Below are 20,547 nucleotides of genomic sequence, written 5' to 3'. Positions count from 1 at the left end.
TTCACGGCGCGCTGATACGAGCGGCCGCCTCCTCGCGGTAGTAGTTGAGCCACTTGCCGCCCCCCTGGTACACGTTCAGGCTGACGTCGTAAGGCGTGGGGGAGCGTTGGGCGAACCACGGCGCGATGAGCGCCACGTGGCCGGCGAAGGTCACCATCGGATGCTTTTTGTCCGACGGGCTTTGCCCCGGCCCCTTGGGGTGGGTGTGGATGTCGGCAACGACCTTGACCCGGTTGTCAGCGCAAAAGGCCCACAGCCGCGTGAACGCCTCGGGCTCCAGGCGCACGTACGCGTACGCCAGCGACTCCGGTGCAAGTTCGTCGTACGGCAGCCAGCTGGTAACCGTCGACGTGGAGCCATCGGCCGCTGCCAGCAGGAACGCCCCGGACTCGCGACGGCCCTGACCGCGCACACGCAGGTCTTCCATCAGCGCCGTCCAAACGCCAAGCGCGAATTCAACGGCCGGCGGGGAGGAGCTCGTTGCTTTGGAGAAGTTCATAGACAGCTTCCAGGTACTGCGTGAGGCCCCGCGCGGGCTTCCAAATCATCCAGGGGTACTCGGCGAACCAGTTCGTGTGGCCTTCGATGCTTCCGCGGTCGCACGGCAGGTACAGCGACGTGCCGCTCTTCCAGCCGGGGTTGAAGGTCTGCGACACGCGGCCGCCGCGGGGCCACAGGTCGGCAGCCAGCATCTGACCGCGCTCGACGTCCCACAGCGTGGCGGTCGGCGCCAGGTCGGGGTAGCCGTTGCAGTTAAACCGCAAGACGAACTTGCGGCCGTCGCGTGCGCTGACCTCGATGAGCGGGTGCGGCCAGGCCGCATCCACCAGGCGCCAGCGGCCTCGGCTTTGGCCGGCGATGAACCGGCCAGACCGCAGGTGCTCGGCCAGAAGCTGCTGGCCGCTCACTGCGGCGCCCCGTTCACGCGCGGCGAGGGGACCAGGTCGAAGGTGATGGACTTCTCTCCCTTGACGAGGCTGCCCAGGTGCACGTCGGTGTCCGGGCGGTTGCTCGTACCGGCGACTTGCAGCATCAGTTCGGCGGCGTCGGAGGGCTGGATGCCCAGCTCCTGGGTGGACCACTGCTTGATGCGCTGGATGGTCGCGCTGGGGCGGAACGTACGGCGCACGTCGCGGCCGGCGTAGCGCACGGCCACGTCGATGCCCTTTTCGCGGTGCAGCTGCACCCGCAGGCCCTCCGGGATTTCCTTCAGCTTCTCGAAGCTGTCTTCATCGTCCTGGTCTTCCAGGTAGATGTGTACATTGCCGCGCTCGGCAGACTCGGGCAGCAGCTTGAGCAGCTGTACGCGCACCTCGGGCAGCTTGGCCGCCTGGTCGACCTCCAGGACTGCGACGTCCTCCAAGAACTCGGACTGCACGAAAATTTGTCGCTTCATGTTTTTTCCTTTCTCGGTGGCTGGTGAGCCCCCTTACCTACTTAATCGCAGGCAGGTCCGAAAAAAGAAAAACTATTTGCGAGGCAGTTCAGTGAGGCTGCGTGCGGGGCAGGTCAGCCCGGCTGCGGCCCCGACGGGCAGATGGTGGCGTACGAGCAGCGACCGCAGTGCCTGCCCTCGGACGGGGTGTTGCGGCCCGCCAGAAGACCCACGGCGGCGGCGAACCCGTTGGTCTTTTCCACCCACTTCGCTGGCTCACCTTGGTCGACGATGTCCGAAAGCACGCTGTGGAACACCAAGTGACGCTGACCGGGGACTTCCAAGCCGGGGATGATGGGCTTGAACATGGTGGTCATGTCGTAGGTGCGCCGCCCAAAGAGCACCACGTGGAACTCTGAGCCGCCATAGGCATCCTGCAGCCGGAAGCCCCAAGGCAGCTGGATGCGCAACCCGCCCACCACGCTGGTGGCTTCAAAGAACGCACCGCCCCTGGCTCGCAGGTCTGCAATCTTCGCCAGTCCGCGCTCCATCGCATACTGCGCATCGGCCCACAGCCCCGGGTCTTCCTCGGACGACGCGAGTTTCGAGTCAGCCCACTCCGATGCCAACAGGTTCGATGGTTGCTCGCCAGAGCCGGCTGCAACAGCGCACAGGGCTCGCATGATGGCGGCCTGAGCTCGAACCCCGCTCTCGTACTGCTGCTCACGCGGCAGTCGCATCGTGTAGTTGTACCAGTGCTGGAGCGGACACTCGTAGAACGTCCGGAACTCTGAAAACTCCACCGACTTCGCCCCATTCGTGACTAGCGGCGTGGGTGGCGCAGACCGACCTTGGGTAGCTCGGCCGTCCAGGTACACGTACTGGTAATGCTCATGGTCCTGGAGCTGCGGCGCGACGGCGCTGTCCTTGAATTGAGTGTCCAAGTACATGCGCAGGTGCTTCTTCGCGCGCGAGAGGGCCACGTACAGCAGGTTGTTCCGTTCTACGGCCTGTTCGTACTCGTAGTCCTTGGCGGTGCTGCCAAGCATCTCAGGGGAGAGGAGGTCAAGGATGTTGTTGTCATCCCATTCACCGGTGCGCTGTTGGGTTCCGAACCGTTCGGCATCGGTTTGGAAAACGTGAACTGCTTCAAACTCAAGGCCTTTGGCGCCGTGGATGGTCAGGAGCCGCACGCCATTGAGAGCGGCCGCCTCGGGAGGTAGCTCCCGCTGCCCATACGAATCTCCAACACGTTCACGCAGCCTGAACCGCAAGAGAAACCGCGAAAGCCTCGACTCGCGGATGTCTCCTTCACCGTTGCGCACCGCATACGCGAACTGCCAAAGGCGAAGCCGAGTGACGGCGGCGGCCACTGAAGTATCCGAGTTGGCCGGCAATGCCATTCCGTGCTCAAGCATCAGGTCGCAGACGAATGGCCATGGATTCGTGTTGTGCGTGCTACGCCCCAAGAGTGCCTTCAGCTGCTCAAGCACCTGCAGCGCTTTTGGCGACAGGCCACCAGGGGGCGCGTAGAGCCAGCGCCCCCGCTGCAACTCGGCTGCCCGCTCCGATGCCGTCAAGAGCAACTGAATGTCGGCCATCGGCATGGAGAGAGCCGGGATTGCCGTCAAGCCAATGAGTGCTCGCGGCTGGCGCTCCACCAGCAGCTGCATGAGGCATAGCAGCACCTTTACCTCAGGCGCCCTGGCGAGCTCTCCAATGTGGATGACATCCACATTTCGAGCTCTCAACTCGTTGAACATCTCGTCGACGTCGCGGCCCTTGCGACACAGCACGACTTGCTCGCCCAATCGAACACCATCAGCCTTGAGGGCTTCGATTGCGTCGATAACGGCGCCGGGCACTTGCTTCTTTTCCTTGCAATGGGTCAATATCGGCGTGACGCCGACCGTGCCCATCGCAGAAGTTACCTCGTCCAGCGGCAGGCGGCGTTCGAGCGCGTGTAGGCGACCTGCCTGCTGCACGAGCGCAAGGACCTCTTCAGAACTACGTCTGTTGATGTCCAGCGGGTACTTGCCAATCAGTTCGGACTCGTCTGCAGACTGGAACTGCTTCTCGAACCGCAGGAGGCTGTACAAGGACGCGCCCCGCCAGTGGTGGATGGCCTGCCTGACATCGCCAACAACCCAGACCTTGGCCTCATGGTGGGCAAGCTGGCGCAGCAGAACCACCATCGCCTTGGTGACGTCCTGGTACTCGTCGACCAATATGTGATGGAACCGGTCGGCCAGCTCCGAGTACTGGGCGCGGTCGGCGCGAATGGCTCGAGCAGGCTCGGTGATGAGGTCCACGAAGTCAACGCTGTTTCTTTGCCGCAGCAACGCTGTGTGAGCTTCGAAAAGCGTTGCGATGTCTTCCCTGCGAGCCTGAATCTCCGGGTCATCGGAGCGGAAATCTTCGATGGCCTTACGGTAGTCCGCCGCAGTGAGCATCTCCTCCTTGGCGCGCGAGATGACCTTTACCACCTTCCCAAGCCACAGATACGGGTCCACGACTCTCAAGTAGTGGTTCAATTGCAAGCGAGGCAGTCCGCCGACCAGCGTTTGCATCAACTGCAGGTTGTCTGCGACCGCAAAGCTTGGCTTCAGGCCGAAATGCTGGTGGTACTTGCGAAGGAACTCCAGGCCGAATGCGTGAAACGTGCCAGCCCAAATATCAGAGGCTCGCTCGATTCCAGCGGCGCGAAGCCGCTCAACGAGCTCGAAGGCGGCCTTGTTGGTGAATGTGAGCACCAAGATATGGCGCGGGTCAACTTTCAGTTCCTCGACCAGATACTTCACCCGGTGAATGAGCGTGGAGGTCTTCCCTGTGCCTGGGCCCGCAACCACGTTTGCGAAACGCTCAGGGGCATGGGCGGCCTTCCATTGAGCTGGACTCGGCGCGTGCAGGACAACGGGTTTCTCGACAAATTCCGGCAGCAAGACTGCGTCGAGCATCTGCTGCTGTGCGAAGTCGAGCGGAATTCCCAGCTCGTATGCGACTTGACGAGGTCCCTTGCCGGCATGGGCCAGAGCTTTCGCTACGTCTCTGGGGAGCAGGAACTCACGTGCGAACACGTTTGCCTGCAGCTCTTGCCGTTCCCGAGCGCCATAGGCCTCTACCTGCAGTGCCGCTGGCGAGCCAGCGGAGCCGAAGACAGTTTGGTAATCTGCAACCGTCTTTGGAGATTGCTGCGGGTCGAGAAACCAGTGCCCGAGCTCGTGCGCGACTAAGCCGGCATGGGTATCTGTGCCTTCTGCGTACTTCGTGCTGACGAAGATGAAGCGTTGGATACGGTCGAGGACCGCGCTTCCGCTCCCGAGGTCGTGATAGTCGGGAGGAACTGGTGTGACTCCGAGATTGAGTACACCTTCAATACGCGAGAGAAGTTCGCCTGCTTTCAGTGGTTGCGCCGAACGCCCTGGCTGCAGCTGCTCGCGAATCTCGCCAGCCTTTATGCGCGCCCGCTGAAATGGATTCATCGCTTATCTGCGTCCCAAGTTAGAAGAGACTTAATTTGTTCGTCCGACAAATCCAGGCTGCGAACCGCCTCCTCCCAAGACTTCGGGCGCGTTGGAATCGAGGGTTTCCCGTTTTCTGACTTGAATGCGGGCATCGGTCTAGCGCGAAAGCTCTGAGAGAAGCTTTCTCTCAGAGCTGCGATTGGCTCGCCAAATTTCTCTCCCAATCGCCTTAGTAGCTTTATCGGTGGACTGATTGTCCCCGCTAGGACGCCACTGAGTAGGGCCACGTGAGGAATGGCCAACTCAGTGCATAGATTTCGAATGGCTGGTCCCTGAAATGACGCAATCTTGTCTTGCGTCGCTTTCAGTTGTGGCGAGGGGCGCGAATAAGCTAGGTTGATTGCCCTCGACGTCGTGCGAGAAAGAACCTCACCGCTCACAGGAGCATTCTCAATGCTCTCGGCTTCAAAAGACACTCGATTCTTTTCCATCAGCGCGGCGTCCACGATGTCCGCGGCGAACTGCGGAAAACGAGTGAGTAGACCGTCCCAGTCCCTGGCGGTTGGCTGGGGAACTTCGTACAAGAAGTCGGCGATGACGCTTTCAGCGTCCAGATTGGTCTTGTCAGTCATTTGTTCATCTCTCCGAGGAGGCGCTTGACGCCCTGGGCGTAGTACTTGCGCGCGGTGGGGATGCTGCATCCCATGAGGTCGGCCGTCTTTTGCCAGTCGTAGTCCTGTTCGAGGCGGAAGTAAACGGCGAGCTTCTCCTTCTTCGGCATCTTCAGCGTCATGGTTTGCGTCAGGCGCTCCTTCAGCTGGTTGCGCATCGCCTCGTTCTCGGGCTGGTCACCCTTGTCCCCGGTAACGGTGTCCTCGAATGGCACCTCCTCGCCGTCCTCATCCGTCTCGTCCAGCTCGCTCATCAGAATGGCGTCGCCCTGCTGGGTTCGAGCCGTGGACAAGAAGTCACTGAGCCGGCGCTTGACGAACATGACGAAACGGATTTCGGCAAAACCCCGCCCGACCGGCTTGTTGTCCTTCAGCAGGGCCTCCCAGACGGCGTGGGTCGCGTCTTCCGCCAGCTGCTCGCTGCCACGCACGCCCTTGCCGCGCGTCTCCAGGAGCTTCTCGACCAGCCCGAGGATTCGCTGATTGAGCTTGCCGACGATGGCGTCCAGCAGGCCCGATGCTCGTCCGAACTGCAGCTTGAAGAACGAGACCAGCACCTCCGACGGGAGGAAATTGGGATCCTTGTAGCTCCTGACCTCCAGGCGGCGGCGTAGCTCGTCTCCCGACTGCTGGGACGCCTCGTCGAGGGCTTTTTGGTGATTCGAATCTGCTTTCAAGATGTCTTTTCCTAGGTAGTCATGGCCGGCCCGCACAGTCCCCTTCCTTGGCCAATCGCAGCGGAAGACGGGTTCTGAAAGATTCCCGACTGAATTTTAGGGTTATTCGCGTGCCGATGAGCTGGAACGTGGCTCCGCCCAGCACGCGCTCGATTCAGCTGTGTAAAGCGCGGTCTAACCAATGGAGCCGAGCACTTTACGCCTCGACTTTACGAAGCGGTGCGGGCACCAGCCTTTCGCGCAAACTTCCAGACTCCTGGCGCGGGCCACAAAAGTTCTGAGCCCATTCGTGGCGGGGCCCTGCATGGCTGCCGCTGACTGGATCTACCTGCCCATCGGTGGCGTTCGCCACTAGCGCCCTAACCCGGGCCCTGCGCATCACCGCAAGCGGCAGACGCTGCTATTGCGGCACCGCGGCTAGGCTGTCTCCGCGCACCGAAACGCGTGCGCCAAGCGGCCGTAGCCATGCGCTGTCCTGCACCTCCCAGCCCGCTACATCGCGTACGGCGAGCCGGAACGATTGGAGGATTCGGCCGACGTCGACGCCCTTGTCGTCCATTGGCGTGACGTCCAGGCCAGGGATGCTCAGCTCGAAGGCTCCCTTGAGCATCTGCAGCAGCGGCGGATTGACGATGGTTTCGTCGTCGTGCCGTGTCAGCCGAAAGCCGCTCTTGACGGACTGGCGCGACAGACTTACCGGTACCAGGATGATGGGGGCGGTGTGGACGGATTCGGCCTTTTCTGCCTCGCGCCGCTTGAGCATGCCCAGCGCGAGGTACAGGGTGTTAGCACCACCCTCCTCCAGTCCCGTGCGCGCCGCACTGAAGAGGGCCAGCAGATTGCCATCCAACGAGTCCTGCTGGGCGCGGGCAATGACCTCCTGGTTCGCAAGCGACTTAAGCGCCATGTCGTCCAGCGGAGTCTTCCCCGAACGATTGGTGTGCACCTGGGCCGAGCGAGGGTCTGCTCCTTCCATCAGTCCGGGGAGCGGCCTGATTCGGAAGTCCTGCTCCGCAGCCAGACTGTCTTCCAGGGCGCCCAGGTCTGGCGCCACGAACTGCAGGCTTGCCTTGGTCGGCTTGAAGTTCAGAAGCTTGTTTTGCAGCGTTAGGTCAAGAAGCTTGCCCTTCCACTTGGCAAGCCGGCCTTCTGGTGTGTCCTCGCCGCCGACTTCGATTGGGGCGAGGAAAGCCGGGTCAAGCGGCGGCAGCTGCGGCGTCGGCGCAATTTCTTCTGGTGCCTCCGCGTCGACGGCCTCGGCGCGGACTGGTGCCGTAGTGGCTCCTGATGGTTTTCACCTCAGCGACGGCGTGCACTGCGCCTTCAACCGACATTGAGGACAAGCGCTGCTCCAATACTTTCGCACTTGCAGGCCGTCTTGTTCTGTCGTGAATCGATAAATGGCGCGCTCGCCGGCCGGGCATTCGTATTCGTTGTCACGGGCGACGTAGATGAAGTCTGACCTGTCGAAGCGGCCCTCGGCCCTCGCACTAGAGGTTGTAGGCTTGGGCAGGATGGGCGCAGGCCTTGATCTGCAGCGCACCGTAGTAGCCACGATCGGCGATCGCGCGCAATCGCTTCTTGCCCATTGCGTCGCGCGCCGCCTGCGCCACGGCAGCGAGGGACTCCCTGTCGTGTCCACGGTTCGTCGCCTCGTGGGCCACGATCAGGTGGTGCTTCGCATCGACCGCGACCTGTACGTTGTAGCAGACAATCCCGGAGCCCCTGCCACTCGTAGCCATCGAGCGAGCATCAGGATCCGTCGACAGCTGCCCGCCCGGTTGCGACTCGAGCTGTTCCTTGATGTCATCCAGTACGCGCATCTGCTGCCGCAGCTGCTCGATCTTCGCCTTCAGCCGGGTGGTCTTCGCCTCGAGCTCCGGAGGCTAGGTACGGTCTGCGGTGTCGAGAGCGACAAGGTAGCGATGGATGCTCTCCTCGATCTGCTGCTGCCGCTTCTGGATCTTGCCCGGCGTGAAGTTCTTGTCCCGGGTGTTGACTGCCTTGAACTTGCTGCCGTCGACAGGAACCAGAGCCTGGCTAAAGAGCTTCAGGTCCCGGCACAGCGTGACGAATCGCCGGCACACATTCCGAATGCCAGCACCGTTGTCCCGGCGGAAATCAGCAATGGTCTTGTAGTCCGGCGCCGAGCGGCCTGTGAGCCACATCACATCCACGTTCCGCTGGCACTCGCTCCAGCCGGCGGCTGGACTGCACACGATTCAGGTAGCCGTAGATGTAGATCTTCAACAGCACCGCCGGGTGATACGACGGCCGTCCAGTGCTCGCCGGCGTGGCCCGCTCAAACCCGAGCTTCTCGAGGTCCAACTCCTCGACGAACACCTCGACCACGCGAATCGGGTTGTCCTCGGCGATGTAGTCGTCCAGGCACTCCGGCAACAGCGTTACCTGGTCTCGGGCACTGCCTTCCACGTAGCGAGGCACCGGCACCTCCGGCGCGAGTTGGCAGAGTCTAGTTTCCTTCCCCCTGCCTCGGTGCCTCCGATATGCTAGGTGCCCTTCGCGAGCTGCAGGATTCTCACAGCCTCCGAGAACGTCGCGTCCACGTGCTTGGCCAAACTCCCATGTTGGATAGCAGCTGCGCGGTCAGCATCAATCCCACTACGCAAGTCATCGACCAGCCCAGCGTTCTGTGAATCGAGCCGCTGCAGGAGTGCGACTAACAGATAGCGGCACGCCGCTGCAGTGGAATCTTCACAACCCGACATGACATGGACTCCTGAAAAGGCGATGCTTCAGCTTAGCTGGGTGGCACGGTTTCCACACAGCCTCGGCCGAGAGCGGCATCGCGCTGCTACTGCGCCGATAGGTCCTTTCGGGCCAGATGCACCGTCGGTGAATGACCGCTTCAGACTGCGGATTCAGCCGGTCGATGCAACACACTAGCCGCCCCAGCGGCAACAGGAGTGTTGCTCATGACCCGCAGATCCCGGATCTACTACTCGGATAGTCAGAAGGCCCTGATGTGGGAGCGATGGAAGGCAGGAGAGACGCTCCATCAGATTGCCCACCTCTTGATCGATCTCACTCGTCGGTCCACAGGATCTTGGCAGAGACCGGCGGCATCCGCCCTTCTGCGCGACGACGTTCCAGGTTGGCAATCACCCTGGTTGAGCGAGAGGAGATCTCGCGGTACCTGGTGGAGGGGCTGTCGATTCGAGCCATCGCTGAGCGGCTCGGAAGGGCGCCGTCGACCATCAGTCGGGAGATCAGCCGCAATGGTGGGCGGCCCAGCTATCGAGCAATCCACGCCGACCAGGAGACCTGGAGGCGAGCGCATCGACCAAAGCCCTGCAAACTCGTCGAGCTTCCGGGCCTCGCTCGGATCGTGACGGTCAAGCTCCAGATGCAATGGTCTCCAGAGCAGATCGCCGGGTGGCTAAAGCATACTTACCCGAGCGACCCGACCCTTAACGTGTCACACGAGACGATCTACCGCAGCTTGTACATCCAAGCTCGCGGCGCTCTGAAGCGCGAGCTGCTGCAGCACTTGCGGCGCACCCGCGGCATGCGACGGTCTAGACATCACACGCAGAAGACAGCGGAGCACGGCAGGATCAGCGACGCCATCTAATCAGCGAGCGTCCGGCCTCCGTAGAGGACCGTGCGGTGCCTGGCCACTGGGAAGGTGACCTCCTCTTTGGTGACCGCAGCAGCCAAATTGCCACGTTGGTCGAACGGCAGACGCGCTACGTGATGCTGGTGAAGGTGGACGCCACGGACACCGAGACGGTCGTGAACGCCCTGATCAAGCACGCTCGCAAGTTGCCGCAAGAGCTCTATAAGTCGCTCACCTGGGACCGAGGCCATGAGATGGCGGCCCACAAGCAATTCACGCTGGCCACAGACATCAAGGTCTACTTCTGCGACCCGCAGAACCCGTGGCAGCGCGGCACGAATGAGAACACGAACGGCCTGCTGCGCGAGTATCTGCCCAAAGGGGTCGACATCTCCGGCTACTCACAGGCGCAACTGAATGCCGTGGCGAGGAGGCTCAATGAGCGTCCCAGGAAGACTCTCGACTTCAGGACACCGGCCGAGATGTATAACCAAGTCGTTGCATCGACCGGCTGAATCCGCAACTGGGTGCGGTCCGTCAGGTTTGGCCCGTTCAATGGCTGCAGTCGTCCAGAGTCGACATTGGGGAATGAACACGACAAACGAGTGCAAAGACTGAAAAGTGACGTTTCGGAGAGAGCGTTTTTTCGTGCAGCCCACGTCCCGGCGCGTCCGCCTGCCTCGCGCAGACCGATTGCAATGCCCTACTGCACGCGAAGCGCGTGTGGGCGGGGTCTGCACGAGTTGGCCAGAGAACACCGCGGTATCCTGTTCCAGCTTTTCCCACAGCCCCCCAACGGCACTTTCAGAGGTGAAAAGCTCCTTTCCACACGTTGCGCCGGGGTTATCCACAGCGCTTCCCCAGCGTTATCACTGGACATGCTTCCAGTGCCCCAAAGACAATCTCGGGCATGCGCTGGAGAGCTCTCATGCCCAAGTTCGATTTCTCGAAGAACCACCCCGCGGTCAAGTTGCTTGCATTGGGTTTGATGATGACGCCCACCATCCTGCTGGCAGTGGCGGCGATCATTAGAGCGTTCCGGTGAAGAAGAAGGTGCATGCCGCACACGCACAGACCACTTTCCCCGGGGCTTGAGTCGCAGCTTCTAGCCGAGAGGAAAGGCATTGCCATAGAGCTCACCGCCGCAAGCCCGCCTGTAGCAGCCAAGAGAATGCCAAGTCGTCTCTGACCTTTGGACGTAAGGTTGCCTTGAGTCAAGACTTCAGGAGTCGATGAATGAAGAAACTTGATGGAATCCCAGTCGAGGATTCATTGAACATCTACACCGACGGTTCGTCCTTTCCTGACAAAAAGCGAGCAGCAGGCGTCGGCGTCCGTATTGTTTGGGTGGACGACGCCGGCGCGGAAGTGGTACACGACCACGCGCCAACCGGCTGGAAGAGCGCCACTGTGGACGAGATGGAAATCATGGCGTGCTTTGCCGGGTTGACGGAAGCACTCCGACTGTTTGCAGACATGTCGCGGTTCCGGAGAATTTTCATCTTCTCCGACTCAATGTACGTCACTGACAATTTTGTGAAGGCAATGAACATCTGGCCTCAGCAGGGCTGGCGTGGCGCACGTGGGGTTCCAGTGGAGAACATCGAACTCTGGAAGAAGTTGCGACGGATCGTCGAGTCCTGTCCAATCCGGGTCGACATCAAATGGGTCAAGGGCCACAAGACCAGTGTCCACAACAAGGCGGCAGACAAGTTGGCAAAGCAGTCGGCAGCGATGCCGTTCAACAGGCCGCTCTCGGTCAGCCAAACTGCAGCCAAATGGTCGAACCGAAAAACCGTGCGCGGCTGCGTTCCCGTTCACGGCCAAGAGATCAAGATTCGCGTGGTGTCAACCGAGTACAAGAAAGCTGCGCGGGAGTACGAGTACCGATATGAAGTGATTGACAAGTTAGACAGATCATTCAAGGACCTCGACTTTGTGCGGTACGCGTGGCCTTTGAGCCGACACAAGTGCCTGCTGGTACGTTTCAACTCGGATCAAGCCAACCCTCGCATAGAAGAGGTTCTGGAGGAACTCGAACCCGCAGATTACAAGTACTAAACGGTCCACGGATGGCGGCGCTGCGCGAAGCGCCTTTGCACCTACACGTCGCCGGTTTTGCGCTGAGCAATGCATGCGACAGTTCGGAGGGCGACGGACGGCGTACTGCCCGCCGACGAGGCGACCGTCTTGGCTCTGTAAAGGTGGCTGGGCGTGATCCTGCACCTGGATCGCCAAGGTACGGGGGGCAGGATGCGGGAACGTGAATCAGATCAAATGAGAGAGAGAAATAAGTTCTCTAGTTAAACTGGCGATCACAGCGGATGAATCATGACAACCCCTCAAGATGGCGACGGGATCGCGGCGACATTGAGCGACCCCAACAAGTTTCTTCAGTTACTTCCGGGCCTCATATCGGAGCCACTTGGTGCCGTTTCAGTCGCCCAGCAACTGATTACTCTGCACAGAGACTCACCAGACCAACTGGCCTCGTTGTTTCACCTTGGTGTACCCGTACTTCCTCCAACTGACTTAGTGGGTGCCTTGCTGCCATTCCTGGCGCCCGAACCTGTTGAATCTTCTGCTCGCCGCGCGCAGAGACGGCAACAGATGAAAATTCTTGAGGGGCAAGTAAGTTGGCCGGATCTCGGTGCTGCTCAGGGTACCGCGCACATCATTTGCTCTGACAGCGACTCAGAGATTGGATTGCCGAAGCAACTCTACTTCAGTGCTCATGATCGAGAGCTCGCGTCACTTTCCAGCTTCTCCCAGCTCATCTCACGGCTTGTTAGCCTGACTACAGGCGGAGTTCTGGCCGATGCGTCCGGTCGAAGCTCCGCGACAGAGGCAGCTCTGAGCAACGTGTTGTACGAGCTGTTCAAAAATACGGAGGATCATGCGACGCATGAACTCTCTGGCGCCGACATACGAGGGTCAGTTCGAGGCATCTACGCACAATTTTTCGGTGGTCCACATCAAATCCCAAAGAAGGCGAAAGACATAGTTCACAGTTCTCCAAGCCGCGCCTACTGGGAACACACACTTGAGACCAAAGGAAGACCAGCGCGCAAAAGTGCAGCGGCTGGAGTGCTCGAAATTAGTGTCTTTGACTCTGGACCCGGGATGGCCGCACGATGGAGCGGACGCGAGGTCAGTAGTGAATCAGCCGCGGATCAGATAGCGAGCGTACTCGCCTGCTTCAGGAAGGGTCAGACATCGACTGCAGCTCCGTCGAGGGGATTTGGTCTCTGGAAGGTACTGAGGGCTGTGGAAGAGGTGAGAGGATTGATCACCGTTCGAACTAACGGCATCAGAGCGTACCGGAGATTCGACGCCAGCATTTACCGAGGTGCAAATCAGATAACTCAATTCGGCGAACGTCCTATCCCCGAGGAGGCCCTATTGGACTGGCGTATGGGCTTCGCGCGGAAGTTCAGTCTGTTTCCACACGTTCGGGGGACGGTTGTATCCGTCCTTCTCCCTGTCGATCACTGATGCGAAAAGTACTGTTCTCGACTTATTGGCGCTCCGGGCCGCGCCACCAGGAACGTGTGCTTAGCGTCATGCCGATCATGTACGACCTGTCTGAGTCTGAAGCAGACGTACTTCTCTCGACGCAACTTGCGAGCATGGCACCGCCAGACGCGATCCACTTCGTGGGCACTTCTGAGCGCCTAGAAGTTTTCAGACGAGCCGCGCGCACGCACGGCAGCGCGATTCGCGAGCGCATCCTCCGCTCAATTCGGAAGCCGGATACAGAGGTCGGCGAGGCTGTTCTACTAATTACCTACGACGTAAAAGCTGGCGCACATCAGGCAGAGACGCTCGACGGTCGCCCCGTCCGAGATGTGATGAAGCTACATGTCGAACAACGGCGAACGTTGACTCAAGCATTCATACGTTCAGGAGGCGAGGAGAAAGCCCCAGCAGGAGTGCATTTCGCGAAGACATCGCACAGCCACAGTGACCGGTTCTTGCGGGTGTCAAGAGTCTTTGAGGACACGGCCCACGTGCATCTCGCCGCCTTCTGGATTGTCCCTCGCCTGTCGAGCACACGTCCGCGGTACATAGTGCTCGATACAACTGGAATTCACGACGTCGCCCTTATCGCCAGCGACTACCTCCTTGCACACTCACAACTGGCAGTTCCTCCCCTCATTTGGTCTCACAGTTCGCATAGCGGCGTGGATTCTCTTCAACCCGAGGTGATAGCGGAAGGCTTGTTTCTCATCTCAGCATCCACTTCGGGTGGCTTGGCCCAGCGGCTTCTTGCAAAAGGAGTAACAGCCGATCGCATTCTGACGTGCTTTTCACTTGTTAGGGGCGATGAGCGTGTCCCGGGACACGTGGTCTGCGAGCTGTTGGACGAAGGATACGGAGGCCTTTCTCCGATAGTCAGTCAACCATCAGACCACTGCGCCATGTGCCGGGGCGGTTCGCAGGTGATCCGAGTCGAAGGAGATCAGTTCAGCCTTGCACCTCCATCCGTCGAACAGGTTCGAATTGAGGCCAGAGATCTTGACGCCAGAACGAAGAGCCTCCTGAGCGCACTCGCTGGCAGCAAGGCGTTCCGCTTATACCGACGCGACACTCAGGACAGCAAGGTGATCCGAGACCTGTGGGTTGACGGTACCGTGCTCCTGGAAGGCAACTTTCCGCGCAAGGCCAAGAGTCTAGAGAAGGCGTCAGCATCATGGCGCCACTCCATTTCCCAAGCGATGACCCTCGACGTTACTACCGTGGTTGCGAGCGACTACTCCGGGTCCGACTACCTTGCGAATCAATCTCTGGCCGACTACCGGACGCGTGCACAGCACCTTCGCGGCACAAACCCCCGAGAGCTTCCCTATCTCGTCCCTGAACCTGCTTCGGCGGCAACCGTCATCGTTTCGGCGGTCGACCGCGAAGACGAACTGGTCTCCGTCAGTCGCGCGATGCGTGCCTTTCAGCCTGAGGGAGCCGCATACTACCTAGTGCAGTTCTCCATGTTTCCGACATCGAAAGATCGGGAAGGCTTTCTCTCGAATCTCACATTCGGCAGTCATGGACGTCAAACGTTTCGACTGGACTCTTTGTTCGAGCTGAATGTTGAAGTTAACAGGACGGGTGGTAGCTGGCGGATGGAACTGGACACCCTCCGCCGTATGCGCAGGTGGGCAGACTCGCAGGAAATAGACATCCCATCAGGCGTCGACGACAGGATCGAGCTACTTCAACGCGCGGTAGCAACTGGTTTGATCGAAGACGCTTATTGGCGATCACCGAACGGAGACCATCTCCAGTTGCGCTCTGACTTCACTCTGCTTGACTGGAGTTTGGAAGACCCTAAGGTCACACCCGCAGACTTATATGTTCTATTCAGCGTGATTCTGAATTCCCTACGTCACGCTCACGGCGCCCGAAGCCTAACGCAAAACGCCTACCATCGGTCCATCTTGTCTCCTAAGAATTTTGATAGGTTCAGCGACGGGATCTTGCAAGCGAGCATTTTGCGGGCGGCACGCTCTCCTGAACTCGCCTACGCAAACTGCGGCTCGACGGTCTCAGGGGCCATGCGTCAGCTTCTCTCAGACATGGTTCTGCATGGCCTCGGCGATCCTAGAGCTGAGGCTATCAACGAATTCCTCGTTGCGCTCTGTACTGGCGCTATGAGTCTGGAGGTGCCAGACGTGCAGGGAATAGCGGACGAGATCGAAGCTCGCTCCGAGTCGGACAAGCATGCGAACACACTTTTTCTCGCTCGTTGTTTGAAAAGCCGCGAGGTCTGGGCTGCCACGTCGCACGAGAGAATCGCCACGTAGTTCATGCGGTGAAGCAGAACCTTAGGCGCCGACCTCCGTCGAAAGAGGCGGGACGGCTGCTCTCGACCCCATCGCTGTCTTTTTTGCGCTTCGTTTGGACAGGTGTCTCAATGACCGCATTGTCGCCAAGACCGTGACCTTGGTGTCCACCGACGACCGACAGCAACCGCTGCAAAGCAGTCGTTCTTGCCGGCGGATATGAGCGGTAGCCGCAGGCCGTTGCTGCCCCAGTTGCAACCGAGCGGAGGTCCACTCCCGGCCAAGCGGTCGCAGTCGGCTGCTTCGGGATGCTTGAAGTGCAGAACTCTCAAATCTTCAACGATCGGCGGCATCGCTTTACGTTCGCGCGGGGGAGCGAGATTCGCACCGCGAAATATCTCATCGTTGGGGCTTGACGCTCTTCTCTTCTCCGGTAGCTTGAATTGCAGGTGATGAATGACTCGTCACCGCAAGCAAGGCCAAGGAGAACGAGTGACTGTCTGCTATCTCACAACCGAAGAACTCGCGGACCGCATAAAATACGACGTCCGCACGATCCGTGAACGCTTGAAGGACAGCGTCCTGATTGAGGGCGTGCATTACTTCCGCCCGTTTGGCGGCCGGAAGATCCTCTACGTTTGGGACGCAATTGAGCGCGACATGCAAGCGGCGCCGCTCACTCGCAGCGCCCAGGCCACGGCGATCCCGATGGCGAACGGAGGCGTCCTGCATGCCTAGCATCCGGGTGCACAAACCGAACGGAGCACTGTTCTTCGACTTCCGGTTCAACGGCGAAAGGTGCAGGGAATACACGCTCCTGCCGGACACTCCTGCGAACCGTAAGAAGCTGGAGAAAGTCCTCGCAAGGATCGAGTCCGAAATCCAGGCCGGCACCTTCTCCTACGAGGCGTACTTTCCGAACAGCAAGGCGCTGCAGCGCCTTGCCAGCAAGAGTGATGCGGAGCCCGTGCCGGTCGAATCTACGGATGTCGCCATCGCGGCGGCGCAATCGATGGAGGTGGCGGGCGTGCAGGCGCCGGCATTCGAGGAGTTCGCGAACCAGTGGGTCGACGAGCGCTCGATCGAATGGCGCCGCAGCCATATCAAGTCGCTGCTGTCCACCCTCAACGGTCGCCTTGTTCCCCGGTTCAGGGGAAAGGCGGTCGGCAGTATCACCAAGTCCGACATCCTTGCCTTCCGCGCCGAACTCGCCAAAGTACCAGGTCGCGGAGGCAAGGACCGTCTTTCCTCGAAGCGGATCAATGAAATCATTGGCCTGCTTTGCCAGATCCTGGACGAAGCCGCCGACCGCTTCCAGTTCACGCCGGCCATTAACGGCATCCGGCGCCTGAAGGTCCCCAAGGCGGACGTGAACCCGTTCAGCCTGGCGGAGGTGGAAAGCATCCTCGCCACGGTCCGCGCCGACTACCGCTGCTACTTCACGGTGCGCTTCTTCACTGCGATGCGCACGGGCGAGGTCCATGGCCTGAAGTGGAAGTACGTGGACTTCGAGCGGCGGCTGATCCTGGTGCGCGAAACCTTCGTGCTCGATCAGGACGACTATACGAAAAACGACGGTAGCCAGCGCGATATCCAAATGAGCCAGCCGGTGTTCGACGCCTTGAAGCTGCAGTTCGAGGCCACGGGTCGGATCTCGGAGTACGTGTTCTGCAACGTGCTGGGGCGCCCGCTGGACAACAAGAACTTCACCGACCGGGTTTGGTATCCGCTGCTGCGTCATCTCGGGCTGGACCGCCGCCGGCCGTACCAGATGCGCCATACGGCGGCGACGCTCTGGCTTGCGTCGGGCGAGGCGCCCGAGTGGATCGCGCGGCAGATGGGGCATGCCAGCACCGAGATGCTGTTTCGCGTGTACAGCCGGTATGTGCCCAACCTCACGCGCCAGGATGGCAGCGCCATGGAACGCTTGCTTGCCAGCCGCGTGTCGCTCACCAACACGCTGCAGGACCACCGCAGCGCTTCCAGCGGCACGACGCTCCAGGCCGCCCCGACGCCCGCCATGCCGGTGCCGAAGCTGCGCGGTGCGATCGCGCGCCAAGTCCACAACAAGGAGCGCCGCAAGGGTGACGCCCCGCCTGCGCCGCGCGCGAAGCCCCCGCCTGTGTACGTGGCCTATGCCTGACCGCTAGGCGTCAGCACCACCTTTGATGTCTTCCTCGACACCGGCTTGCGAGCCGGTGCGGGGAACCCTACGCCCAAATTTTCTTGCATACGAGGCCCACATGACCGAAAAGAACGATTTCAACGACGATTCCTCCTCCCCGGGGAAGCTGCCGCGCGGCGGCTCCCTGCCGTCTCCGCTCACCGCAATCCTGGGCCACGAGGCGGACCCGGACAACCTCACGGCGGCCGAACTCAAGACGCTGCGCGTTCATGCCGCGGGGTGCATGCCGATGCGCCTCGCTCCCAGGGAGCTCGACGACTTCGCCGCCGAGATGTTCCGCCCTACGGAGATGCTCGCCGCCTACTTCCGCCCGGCGCCGGTGCGCGAGATGCACGGCAGGCGCGCGAGCTTTCGGCTCGTGCTTCCGTTCGATTGCGCGATCCGTGCGGCCAAGACTGCTGCGCGTGCGGCGTGCCTCCTGGCGCACGAGCACGACCTGGCCTGGGTTGCTGCGCTCGCCTACCCCTGCGGGATGTTCGTGGCCGCCGACCCGAGCCTGCGGCCGGCAACCGACGTGCGCCGCATCAGCGATGCGGACACCACCGTGGCGCTGCGCCACATGCTGCTGCGCGACCCCTTGCGGTCGCTTCGCTGTCACAACCACGTGCTCGCGTCCACGCTCGCTGCGGCGCTGGACGTCGGTGGCCAGGAGGACGAGTGCGACTTGCAGCAAGTGGCACGTCTCGTGACCGCCGTGCGTATGAGCATGACCACGATCCAGCGCGTGTGGCGCGGCTGGTGAGCGCGAGACACACCACCGCTAACTGACCACCGGCCACCGCCCGCCGCCTGCCGGTGGCGGGCATTTATTCAAGGACAGATTCGAAATGGATAGCCGGAAAGCAACCAGCAACGCCGCGCAAGGCGAGCAGCCGAAGCTGGAGCCCTCGCAGGGGCACAACGCCGCGCAGCCGCAAGTGCGCCTGTGGACCGCGTGGTCTGTGTTCCAGGGCACCGGGGAGGGCGTGACCGTGCTGGCCAGGATCGACCATGCGGAAAGCGAGGCCGACAGCCGCGAGGCCTTCAAGGAGGTGTTCGGCTCGTTCTGGTCCTGCACCGTTGAAGCCGGCGTCGTCCGCAGCGAAGTCACTGCGCGCCTGTTTCCCGAGAAGACCCTCGACTGGGCGGCTGGCATGGAGCGGCGCGCCAAGGTGCAGCTCGAAGGCCGCCTGCATTTCAATCTAGCCTGAACCGCACTGCCTGCATCTTGGAAAGGAAGTTGATGCCCACTGAAGCTGACGAAGCCGAAGTGCTCGCTGCCGCCTGCGAGCTCGCGGGCGGTGATGCGCACAAGGCCCGCACCTGGTACGAGGCCGAGCCCTTGCGTGAATTCGAGGGCGCCACCGCCAGGCAACTCGTAGCGACAGGTCGCGCGAAAGATGTCCTGCGCCTGCTGGAGATCTACGACGCGGGACCAGCCGGGTAGCGCTGGATCCCTGCTGCCAAACGAAACGGCGCCGCAAGGCGCCGTTCTACTTCTACAGCCGAGGAGAGATAGTTGCCCGCTATCGCTGCGGGATCGTCTCTCAGAGGAGAGGTGCCCTTTGCGGTTCCCCAAACAACGCATCGAAGCGTGATCGAAGCAGCTGGCCTTACGTCTCATAGGGCATCACTATCCGTGCCCGCAAGGCAGAGATGCCTTGCCGCAAGACGCCGCGTCGGTCGCCGGCTGCGCCCCGTCAGACTACCGACGCAGATACGTCGATCCTGATGTCGGCTCGCGCAGGCTGCGATTTGCTCGCTACATCGGCACTCGGCCCCCGTGGTCTTGCCTCTGGCCGCGAGGGGGGCGGCAGAAACCTCAATGACCTGAAGGCCGCAGTGCGGCGAATACCTGCGGCATGGACTGCACCAGCTCCTGCTCCTCGGCCCTGATGGACCGCGACAGCCACCATCGAACCGCGCTCCCGAGCAGACGAAACGGCACAGTCACGATGAACGCCACCATCTGCACGAGCAGATTGAGAAGGCCCCCCGCCGCGGCAATGAGCCCACCCGCGCTCCCGAAGCCGAATGTCCCTCCATAGCCGCCGCTGGCCAAGCGGTGGGCACCCCTGCCCAGGGCCGTGATCGTATCGGTCGTCGCTAGCAGGGCCGACGCCAAACGGACCTGAGAAACACGGGCAGACATGACGAACTGGCTTACCTGCTCTGCGTCATAGTGAACCGTCTGGCTCAGCGGGTCGTACAGAAACAAGTCAGGCCATGCGCGGCCGGTGTCGTCCACGAATACGAGCGAGCGACGGCCGGGCACCGGGCCCGTCGACTCCACCACTTCAAACGTCTTCCCCGCAGCAGTCACCTTCATTTCCATCCTTCCTGGAGCGAATGTCCGGATTAGTGTGTGTACGAATGAGTATACGTTGGCGACATTGCACCGGTGCCTGCTCCGCCTCAGCCGCATCGCAAACCTGGCGAATCCTCCACAAGCAAGGCGGATCCACGGCGCCTGCTTGGGCAGAGGATCAAGGAATTGCGCGCCGCACAAGGCTTGACGCAAGAAGATGCGGCAGAGCGCATCGGCGTGTTTCGCACCTACATGAGCCGGATGGAGTCCGGTCAGGCGAACCCGACCTTGACCATGCTGTATCAGGTCGCCGAGGCGTTCGGAGTGGAGGTTGCGACCTTGCTGGAGAGTCCCTCGGGGTCGCCGCCTGCACGGGTCAGGTCGACGCAGCAACGGTTCTCCAGAGGGCGCGTTACCAAGTAGCCCAGGCGGGTTCGATCGCAGAAGTGATCGCCGCAACGGCGTGCCATCCGGCATCTGTGCGACCGTGTCAAGCAGACTCGCCGCCTGCCTCAGCCGGAATGCTTC

The 20,547-nt window shown here is 61.1% G+C and carries 16 protein-coding genes and 2 pseudogenes; 9 read left to right on the top strand and 9 right to left on the bottom strand.

Translation table 11 applies throughout. The features are described from left to right. Position 1 precedes the first annotated feature (1 nt). From ACY0MJ_RS02665 to ACY0MJ_RS02630, 8 genes and pseudogenes are all read right to left on the bottom strand, one after another. The gene (locus tag ACY0MJ_RS02665; protein ID WP_462636728.1) at positions 2-499 is read right to left on the bottom strand and encodes a hypothetical protein; all 498 of its coding nucleotides are present in this window, start codon (positions 497-499) and stop codon (positions 2-4) included. After that, a complete protein-coding gene (locus tag ACY0MJ_RS02660; RefSeq protein ID WP_462636727.1) occupies positions 456-908 on the bottom strand; it encodes a DUF7665 family protein in 453 nt (150 codons plus the stop codon). The genes ACY0MJ_RS02665 and ACY0MJ_RS02660 overlap by 44 nt, the downstream gene beginning before the upstream one ends. Beyond that, positions 905-1,396, bottom strand: coding sequence for a hypothetical protein (locus ACY0MJ_RS02655; protein WP_462636726.1), 492 nt, complete (start codon positions 1,394-1,396; stop codon positions 905-907). Before ACY0MJ_RS02655 ends, ACY0MJ_RS02660 begins: the two co-directional genes overlap by 4 nt. 113 nt (positions 1,397-1,509) lie before the next feature. Continuing rightward, positions 1,510-4,857, bottom strand: coding sequence for a UvrD-helicase domain-containing protein (locus ACY0MJ_RS02650; protein WP_462636725.1), 3,348 nt, complete (start codon positions 4,855-4,857; stop codon positions 1,510-1,512). After that, positions 4,854-5,471, bottom strand: coding sequence for a hypothetical protein (locus ACY0MJ_RS02645; protein ID WP_462636724.1), 618 nt, complete (start codon positions 5,469-5,471; stop codon positions 4,854-4,856). The genes ACY0MJ_RS02650 and ACY0MJ_RS02645 overlap by 4 nt, the downstream gene beginning before the upstream one ends. Further along, on the bottom strand, positions 5,468-6,187 hold the full coding sequence (locus ACY0MJ_RS02640) for a sigma-70 RNA polymerase sigma factor region 4 domain-containing protein (protein ID WP_462636723.1): 720 nt from the start codon (positions 6,185-6,187) through the stop codon (positions 5,468-5,470). The genes ACY0MJ_RS02645 and ACY0MJ_RS02640 overlap by 4 nt, the downstream gene beginning before the upstream one ends. Before the next feature lie 400 nt (positions 6,188-6,587). Continuing rightward, on the bottom strand, positions 6,588-7,364 hold the full coding sequence (locus ACY0MJ_RS02635; RefSeq protein WP_462637088.1) for a DUF4011 domain-containing protein: 777 nt from the start codon (positions 7,362-7,364) through the stop codon (positions 6,588-6,590). Between the two features lie 126 nt (positions 7,365-7,490). Next, positions 7,491-8,632, bottom strand: a pseudogene (locus tag ACY0MJ_RS02630) (IS1182 family transposase); the annotation flags it as partial. Between the two features lie 491 nt (positions 8,633-9,123). Between ACY0MJ_RS02630 and ACY0MJ_RS02625 the strand changes: the two are divergent. The 8 genes and pseudogenes from ACY0MJ_RS02625 (at position 9,124) to ACY0MJ_RS02590 (ending at position 19,158) form a co-directional block, all read left to right on the top strand. Beyond that, a pseudogene (locus ACY0MJ_RS02625) lies at positions 9,124-10,282 on the top strand (IS30 family transposase). Positions 10,283-11,003: 721 nt separating this feature from the next. Continuing rightward, the gene (locus ACY0MJ_RS02620; RefSeq protein WP_462636722.1) at positions 11,004-11,828 is read left to right on the top strand and encodes an RNase H family protein; all 825 of its coding nucleotides are present in this window, start codon (positions 11,004-11,006) and stop codon (positions 11,826-11,828) included. A gap of 1,511 nt (positions 11,829-13,339) precedes the next feature. Further along, positions 13,340-15,568, top strand: a complete 2,229-nt coding sequence (locus ACY0MJ_RS02615) for a hypothetical protein (RefSeq protein WP_462636721.1) — start codon at positions 13,340-13,342, stop codon at positions 15,566-15,568. A 471-nt stretch (positions 15,569-16,039) separates the two neighbouring features. Beyond that, on the top strand, positions 16,040-16,285 hold the full coding sequence (locus ACY0MJ_RS02610; protein WP_462636720.1) for a hypothetical protein: 246 nt from the start codon (positions 16,040-16,042) through the stop codon (positions 16,283-16,285). Beyond that, positions 16,278-17,690, top strand: a complete 1,413-nt coding sequence (locus ACY0MJ_RS02605) for an Arm DNA-binding domain-containing protein (protein WP_462636719.1) — start codon at positions 16,278-16,280, stop codon at positions 17,688-17,690. Before ACY0MJ_RS02610 ends, ACY0MJ_RS02605 begins: the two co-directional genes overlap by 8 nt. A gap of 100 nt (positions 17,691-17,790) precedes the next feature. After that, the gene (locus tag ACY0MJ_RS02600; RefSeq protein ID WP_462636718.1) at positions 17,791-18,474 is read left to right on the top strand and encodes a hypothetical protein; all 684 of its coding nucleotides are present in this window, start codon (positions 17,791-17,793) and stop codon (positions 18,472-18,474) included. Between the two features lie 85 nt (positions 18,475-18,559). Then, a complete protein-coding gene (locus ACY0MJ_RS02595) occupies positions 18,560-18,922 on the top strand; it encodes a hypothetical protein (protein ID WP_462636717.1) in 363 nt (120 codons plus the stop codon). A gap of 32 nt (positions 18,923-18,954) precedes the next feature. After that, a complete protein-coding gene (locus ACY0MJ_RS02590) occupies positions 18,955-19,158 on the top strand; it encodes a hypothetical protein (RefSeq protein ID WP_462636716.1) in 204 nt (67 codons plus the stop codon). Positions 19,159-19,533: 375 nt separating this feature from the next. Here the strand turns inward: ACY0MJ_RS02590 and ACY0MJ_RS02585 are convergent, their stop codons facing one another. Then, the gene (locus ACY0MJ_RS02585) at positions 19,534-20,040 is read right to left on the bottom strand and encodes a hypothetical protein (RefSeq protein ID WP_462636715.1); all 507 of its coding nucleotides are present in this window, start codon (positions 20,038-20,040) and stop codon (positions 19,534-19,536) included. A 72-nt stretch (positions 20,041-20,112) separates the two neighbouring features. Here ACY0MJ_RS02585 and ACY0MJ_RS02580 point away from each other — a divergent pair, with 72 nt between their 5' ends. Beyond that, positions 20,113-20,442: a helix-turn-helix domain-containing protein gene (locus ACY0MJ_RS02580; protein ID WP_462636714.1), complete on the top strand. Its 330-nt coding sequence runs from the start codon at positions 20,113-20,115 to the stop codon at positions 20,440-20,442. Positions 20,443-20,547 lie beyond the last annotated feature (105 nt).

The organism is Ramlibacter sp. bp-362, from assembly GCF_054956735.1.
This window is presented reverse-complemented; position numbering and strand designations above follow the sequence as displayed.